Origin of the sequence: Devosia sp. (genome assembly GCF_036406155.1) — a bacterium.
Taxonomy (GTDB): domain Bacteria; phylum Pseudomonadota; class Alphaproteobacteria; order Rhizobiales; family Devosiaceae; genus Devosia_A.
Map to the genome: position 1 here is coordinate 1 of NZ_DASWVV010000091.1, position 6,962 is coordinate 6,962.

The 6,962-nt window shown below is 64.6% G+C and carries 9 protein-coding genes; 6 read left to right on the forward strand and 3 right to left on the reverse strand.

Annotated elements, in window-relative coordinates:
- Nucleotides 1–587 (forward strand): DNA gyrase C-terminal beta-propeller domain-containing protein (locus VGD93_RS05800; RefSeq protein ID WP_395010111.1); only part of this gene is annotated, 587 nt, incomplete at its 5' end.
- Here VGD93_RS05800 and VGD93_RS05805 read toward each other — a convergent pair.
- The 3 genes from VGD93_RS05805 to hemB form a co-directional block, all read right to left on the reverse strand.
- Nucleotides 577–1,317, reverse strand: coding sequence for an arginyltransferase (locus VGD93_RS05805; protein ID WP_395010113.1), 741 nt, complete (start codon nucleotides 1,315–1,317; stop codon nucleotides 577–579). The genes VGD93_RS05800 and VGD93_RS05805 overlap by 11 nt on opposite strands.
- A gap of 67 nt (nucleotides 1,318–1,384) precedes the next feature.
- Entirely contained in the window at nucleotides 1,385–1,885 is a 501-nt protein-coding gene (locus tag VGD93_RS05810; RefSeq protein WP_395010115.1) for an RDD family protein, read from the reverse strand.
- A gap of 91 nt (nucleotides 1,886–1,976) precedes the next feature.
- A complete protein-coding gene (gene hemB, locus VGD93_RS05815) occupies nucleotides 1,977–2,990 on the reverse strand; it encodes a porphobilinogen synthase (protein ID WP_395010117.1) in 1,014 nt (337 codons plus the stop codon).
- Nucleotides 2,991–3,122: 132 nt separating this feature from the next.
- Here hemB and VGD93_RS05820 point away from each other — a divergent pair, with 132 nt between their 5' ends.
- The 5 genes from VGD93_RS05820 to glyA all read left to right on the forward strand — a co-directional run.
- Complete coding sequence (locus tag VGD93_RS05820) at nucleotides 3,123–3,506, forward strand: hypothetical protein (protein ID WP_395010119.1); 384 nt, start codon at nucleotides 3,123–3,125, stop codon at nucleotides 3,504–3,506.
- Between the two features lie 196 nt (nucleotides 3,507–3,702).
- A complete protein-coding gene (ldtR, locus tag VGD93_RS05825; RefSeq protein WP_395010121.1) occupies nucleotides 3,703–4,212 on the forward strand; it encodes a transcriptional regulator LdtR in 510 nt (169 codons plus the stop codon).
- Nucleotides 4,213–4,502: 290 nt separating this feature from the next.
- Nucleotides 4,503–5,732: a L,D-transpeptidase family protein gene (locus tag VGD93_RS05830; protein WP_395010123.1), complete on the forward strand. Its 1,230-nt coding sequence runs from the start codon at nucleotides 4,503–4,505 to the stop codon at nucleotides 5,730–5,732.
- A gap of 32 nt (nucleotides 5,733–5,764) precedes the next feature.
- Complete coding sequence (locus VGD93_RS05835) at nucleotides 5,765–5,959, forward strand: DUF6898 family protein (protein WP_395010125.1); 195 nt, start codon at nucleotides 5,765–5,767, stop codon at nucleotides 5,957–5,959.
- Between the two features lie 94 nt (nucleotides 5,960–6,053).
- Nucleotides 6,054–6,962, forward strand: a 909-nt coding sequence (glyA, locus tag VGD93_RS05840) for a serine hydroxymethyltransferase (RefSeq protein WP_395010127.1), incomplete at its 3' end; no start/stop codon positions are given.

The following is a 6,962-nucleotide window of genomic DNA, read 5'->3' on the forward strand; positions in this document are numbered from 1 at the left end:
AGACGACGGACAAGCTGCTGGTGCTCACGACCGGCGGCAAGGTCTACACGCTCTTTCCGGACAAGCTGCCGGGCGGGCGTGGCCAGGGAGAGCCGGTGCGCCTCATGGTGGACATCGAGGAAGGACAGGACATCATCGACATGTTCGTCCACCGCCCCGGCCACAGGCGCATCGTGGCCTCCAGCGTGGGTAACGGGTTCATCGTTGCGGAGGACGACCTCGTCGCCAATACCCGCAAGGGCAAGCAGGTCCTCAACGTCTCCGGCACGGACGAGGCGAAGCTGATCGCGCCCGTGAGCGGCGACACCGTCGCGGTCATCGGCGAGAACCGCAAGCTGCTCGTCTTCCCGTTGGCCCAGCTGCCCGAAATGAGCCGCGGCAAGGGCGTCCGCCTGCAGAAGTACAAGGACGGCGGCATAGCCGACCTCAAGACATTCGAAGCCGCTGCCGGCCTCACCTGGACCGACAGCTCCGGGCGCACCTTTACCAAGTCCATGGGTGAACTGGCCGAATGGGTGGGGGAGCGGGCGCAGGCCGGCCGCCAGCCGCCGAACGGCTTCCCGCGCAGCAACCGATTTACGGGCTAGGCGGGTCGAGCCGCTTCCAGCCGAGCGGGCCGCGCTGGACTTCAAGCGGCCGGAAGCGGCCCTTGTAAGCCATCTTGGGGGAATCCTTTACCCAGTAGCCGAGATAGACATAGCTCAGCCCGGCGAGCGTCACCTGGCTGATATGGTCGAGAATGAGCAGGTTGCCTAACCCCCGACGCGGCATTTGCGGGTCGAAGAAGCTGTAGACCATGGACAGGCCGTCGGGCATCACGTCGGTCAGCGCCAGGGCGACCAGGGGGCGCCCGGGTTGAGCGTTGAGCCGGTACTCGACGAGTATTGTCTGCACCGGAGTATCCTCGACCATGTATTCGTAGTCGACGAAGCTCATCTGCGTCATGCCGCCGCCGGCATGCCGCGCCTCGAGGTAGCGCCTGAACAATGCGTATTGCTCGGCCGTGGCGCGGGGAGGGCAAACCTCGACCGAGACGTCGGCATTGGCCTTGAGCACGCGCCGATAGCGCGGCGTCATCTGGAACTCGCGGGCCACGATGCGCACCGACTGGCAGGCGTTGCAGCCATCGCAGGCCGGCCGGTAGATCAGGTTCTGGCTGCGGCGGAAGCCGTTGTCGCTGAGCAGATGGTGCAGCGCCTGGGCTCGGCGACCGGTGAGGTGGGTGAAAAGCTTCCGCTCCTGGCGGCCGGGCAGGTAGGGGCAGGGCATGGCCGCAGTGAGGAAGAGCTGGGTGTTTTCAGGTGTCTGGTCCGTCATCTACGGCATTGCCCTGGCTGGGATGACAGTCTAGACGCCGGCAGGTCCGCCCGCAACAGCGCTTGGGTCACGCCTGCGTGCCGGCCCGCCCGGCCTGGCCCCGCCAGTGCCGCTGCATTGGCGAGCGGCGCAGCATGAGCGTCCCGGTGACAAGGTCCTGCACCATCTCCCGGCGTGGCGTGAGCAGGGCGATCAGCAGCGAGAACGGCCAGGCGATCCAGACGGTGATCCAGAAGACGAGCGGGTGGATGAGGATTCTCCAGCCGTCGAGCGGGGCTCCGCGCGTCGGCGTCAGCACCAGATCCATCGCCGCCATGCCGATGGTGGCGCGGGCGTGCGAGCCCAGCGTCACCGCATAGTAGGCGAGCAGCACGAAGACGATCACGAAGGGCAACGCTACCCAGGCCAGGCCGAAGGTGAGAAATCCCGCGACGACGCCCACGATCGAGAGCGCCACCGTCATGGCCGTCATGATCGCGCTGTCGATGACGAAAGCGATGACGCGGCGTGTCAGCACGCCTTCGAACAGTTCCGGCGCGGATGCCGGGTCCGGCAGATCCGATCTCATGCATTGCCCCCGAAGCGGCTGACGTGGCTCATGCGTGAAAAATGGGAATGGCCGGGACCCGCGCAAGTGCCCGGCCGAAGAAATCGGCCGGCTACCGGTTCAGCGTCCGCGCTGCCTCCAGTGCGAAATAGGTGAGGACGCCAGCGGCGCCGGCACGCTTGAAGGCAAAGAGGCTTTCGAGCATCGCAGCCTGCCGGTCCATCGCTCCGGCCTGCGCGGCCAATGAGAGCATCGCGTACTCGCCCGATACCTGGTAGGCGAACACGGGCACGTTGAAATTGTCGCGAACCCTGCGGACGACATCGAGATAGGGCAGGCCGGGTTTCACCATCACCATGTCGGCGCCCTCGTCGAGGTCCTGGGCCACTTCCCGCAGCGCCTCGTCGGAATTGGCGTAGTCGAGTTGGTACGTGCGCTTGTCGCCTACGAGGCGCTCGCCCGAGCCGACCGCATCGCGGAAGGGGCCATAGAAGGAAGAGGCGTACTTGGCCGCGTAGGACAGGATGGTGGTGTCGTCGAAGCCCTCGGCGTCGAGGGCCCGACGGATCGCGGCGACGCGCCCGTCCATCATGTCCGAGGGGGCGATGACGTCGGCACCGGCGCGCGCCTGCACGAGCGCGGACCTGACCATCACCTCGACGGTCTCGTCGTTGAGGATCACCCCGTCGCGCACCAGCCCGTCCTGGCCGTTGCTCGAATACTCGTCCAGCGCCACGTCGGTGATCAGCCCGATCTGCGGGACCGCCGCCTTCACCGCGCTCAGCGTCCGGCACATGAGATTGTCCGGGTTGAAAGCCTCCTCCGCGCCGTCGCTGCGCAGGTGGCCAGGCGTGTTCGGGAAGATGGCGAGGGCCGGGATGCCCTCGGCTGCAGCGGCGCGGGCCGCCTCCACGATCAGGTCCGTGCTCAGCCGCTCGACGCCGGGCATCGATGCCACCGGCTGGCGCTCGTTGTGCCCCTCGATGACGAACAATGGCCAGATGAAATCGGCGGGGGTGAGCGTGGTCTCACGCACCAGCTCCCGCATCCAGTGCGATTGCCGCAGTCGGCGATGCCTGCGACCCGCAAGGAATCCCATGTCGTGTTTGGCCCAATGCTCGCTCATGCCTGGTCGCTCCACAATCCGATGCCGCTCCTTACCAGCCAGTGCGACCTCGCGCCAAGCCCACCCTTGGCCGCAGGCGATGCTTGTCGTGCCAGGGGCAACCGGCTAATGAGGCGCCACGCGAGGGCCCCGATGGACTTCAAGAACGAGATTTCCGGCCGCTACATCCGCATCCTTGCCATCATCACGCTGTTGCTCGGCCTGAGCGACGCGTCGCGCCTGCTGGGCATTTCTGCCGGCAATGTCAGCCCCCTCGCCCTATTGGGAACGACCGGCTTCGCCTATCTGGCGATCTTTGCCGTGGCGCGGCTGTTCGCCGCGGTCGGCCTGTGGATCAAGGCGAGCTGGGGGGCGGTGCTGCTGGTGGGGGCGACGGTCGTGGAACTGGTGCTCTTCCTGGCCGGCAGCCCGGACGTCCGCGTTTCCGCCTTCGGCTTTGCCGTGCGTCTGGTACTGCTGGTCAGCCTCGCCCTCATCTTCGTCCTGGGGATGCGCTTGCGGCAGGCGCGCGAATAGCCGCCAGCCCCCTTCAAGAGTCCGTTTAGGTTACAACTTTATGACTTGGCGTAACCAATCATAAAGCCAAAATGCCGAACTTTTTCAGTAAGATAGTTTTAAGTGTGCAGCTTAAGGCGATCTTATTCGGGGCGTCGTATTTTGGCCCCATGAGACGCGAAACAAATCGCGCATGACGAAAAACAGTGAGGCAAGAATGGCAATCAAGTCCAACGCCGCCGAGGCACTGGCTCCGGGCAAGTCTGAAGGCCTGAAGCCGCTCTATTTGGAAGCTGTCAGCCGGGTGGAGCGGCTTCATCGGCGGCTTCTCGACCTGATCAAGGACGAGTTCGACCGCATGGGCTGGGACGACATCAATCCCGTGCAGGCCCTGCTGATGTTCAACATCGGGGATGCAGAAATGACTGCAGGCGAACTGCGGTCGCGGGGCTATTACCTGGGGTCGAACGTCTCCTACAACCTGAAGAAGCTGGTGGAGACCGGCTACATCTTCCAGGAACGGTCGCGCGCCGACCGCCGGTCGGTCCGCATCCGGCTGACGCCCAAGGGGGAAGAGGTTGCGGAAGTGATCGACGAACTCTACGACCGCCACCTCAAGTCGATCGAGAAGGTCGGCGGCCTCAACGATGATGCGTTCGAGGGACTCAACAAGGCCCTTGGCCGGCTCGAGCGCTTCTGGGTCGACCAGATCCTGTACAAGCTCTGAGGGCAGCCGGTGTGGCGACGAGGCCACACGCCGATGCGAACGCCGGCTTCACGCCGGCGTTTCTTATTTGTGCCGCAAAGGGATGGATCAACGGTGACGGCACGAGGTCCCGGATCGATCGTCCTGCGTCTCTCATGAGTTATGGCGTCCTGTCGGCGGCTGCTTCACAGCTGATTGAGCGGAATTGAGGGCATCGTAAGCGGATGGTAAGAGGCCCCATGCCAAGGTGTCGCAATTCGATGAATTCGGGTGAATTGATGCGGTTCGATCGACGTAGGCTTCTGGGCTCGATGGCAGGCTTCGGGGCGGCCCTGGCGATGCCGGCCGTGGTGCGCGCCCAGGACAGCGACAACCTGTTCGACATGTTCAGCCATAATCGGGTGATGCGTGAGGCCGACCGCGAAGGCAACACGGCGACCGCGCTGAGCCTCATCGAGACGGTGGAGCCGATCCTGTCGTTCGACACCGCCTACAACCTGCAATTGGCCATCCAGAATTACGAGCAGTTCGTTGCCGTCAACGGCAGCTGGGATCTGCCGCAGCAGGACTGGTTCGGCCTCATGCTCGGCCATCGCCGGAAGCCGGTGAAGGCATTGAAGCGCCGTCTGATGATCAACGGCGACATGGCGGTCGAGGAACGCATAAGCGACACGTTCGACGAGCGACTCGACGCGGCCGTGCGCCTGTTCCAGGCGCGGCATGGCCTGATCATCAACGGGCAGATCGACGAGCCGACCTTCTACGCCCTCAACGTGCCGACCGACTACCGGCTCAACCAGCTCCGTCTGAATGCGATGCGCATCGAGCAATGGGCTTCGGCGCTCTCGGATCGTTATGTCGTCGTCAACATCCCTGCCGCCACGATCGAGGCGGTGGAGGCAAGTTCCGTCGTCCAGAGGCACACGGCGGTCGTCGGCAAGGTGGACCGGCCGACGCCGATCCTCAATTCCAAGATCCACCAGGTGAAGTTCAACCCGTACTGGACAGTGCCCAAGAGCATCATCCGCAGGGACCTGATCAAGTACATGAACGAGGACCCCGAGTACCTGACCAAGTTCCGGATCCGCATCTTCGACGGCCGCGGCAACGAGTTGCAGCCCACCGACATCGACTGGTCCACGGAGGAGGCAGTGAAGTATACCTTCCGCCAGGATCCGGGCGCCGAAAACTCGATGGGACACTGCAAGATCGACTTCTACAACAAGCACGACGTCTACCTGCACGACACGCCGCAAAAGGCGCTGTTCGGGGAAAACGCGCGGTTCCACTCCTCGGGCTGCGTCCGCGTCGAGGAGGTCGATGCGCTTGTGGCCTGGCTGTTGCGCGACAACGGCGGCTGGGACATTACCGGCGTCCAGGCGGCCTTCGAGTCCAACGAGCGGCTGGATGTGCCCCTTACCCATCAGGTGCCGATCCATACGACCTACATCACTGCCTGGGCGAACCGGCAGGGCACGGTCAGCTTCCGCGACGACGTGTATCAGCACGACGCCGCGGGTACGGTCACCTTCGCCAGCTGACCGCCGTGGCGCCGGGGCAGGTCAGGGATGGCATGCCGGGCGAGGTGCTCTTCGAGTTCACCCAGCTGGGCCAACAGGTGCGGGTGGCAGCGATCGACGTGGCAACCGCCACCGAGGTCGTGGTCATCGCACCGCTGACGGCCTCCCGCCTGCAGATGCAGAACCTGGCACTGGCCAAGCTGCGGCGTCGGCTGGCGGAGCGCGCCCCCGAGCCACGTCGGTTCTGATTCCTGCGACCCATCGCCCTTGGAATCGGGCTGCCCCGTGTGATAAGGGCAAGCACGCCATAAATCCGGCCCCTTCAATTCACGGGAGACGCCAATGAGCGCCGCCGCGTCACTTCCCCTCTTTCCGCATTTCTTCACCGACTCGCTCGCCCAGTCGGATCCCGAGATCGCCGATGCGATCGCCAAGGAACTGGGGCGCCAGCAGCATGAAATCGAGCTGATCGCGTCGGAAAATATCGTGTCGCGCGCCGTGCTCGAGGCGCAGGGCTCGATCATGACCAACAAGTATGCGGAGGGCTATCCCGGCAAGCGCTATTATGGTGGTTGTCAGTACGTGGATATTGCCGAAACGCTCGCCATCGAGCGCGCCAAGCAGCTTTTCGGCGCCGCCTTCGCGAACGTGCAGCCCAATTCCGGCAGCCAGATGAACCAGGCGGTCTTCCTGGCCCTGCTGCAGCCGGGTGACACATTCATGGGCCTCGACCTGAATTCGGGTGGACACCTCACCCACGGCTCACCGGTCAATATGAGCGGCAAGTGGTTCAACGTCGTATCCTATGGCGTCCGCCGCGATGATCACCTGCTGGACATGGACGAGGTCGCCGCCAAGGCCCGCGAGCACAAGCCGAAGCTGATCCTCGCCGGCGGCACTGCCTATTCCCGAGTCTGGGACTGGGCGCGCTTCCGCGAGATCGCCGACGAGGTAGGGGCCTACCTCATGGTCGACATGGCGCACATTGCCGGCCTCGTCGCCGGCGGCGTGCACCCCTCGCCGGTGCCGCATGCGCACGTGACCACGACGACGACGCACAAGTCTCTGCGCGGGCCGCGCGGCGGGCTGATCCTGTGCAACGACGAGCAGATCGCCAAGAAGATCAACTCGGCGGTCTTCCCGGGCCTGCAGGGTGGCCCCCTGATGCACGTCATTGCCGCCAAGGCCGTGGCCCTCAAGGAGGCCCTGCAGCCTGAGTTCAAGCTCTATGCCCGCCAGGTCGTGGCCAAC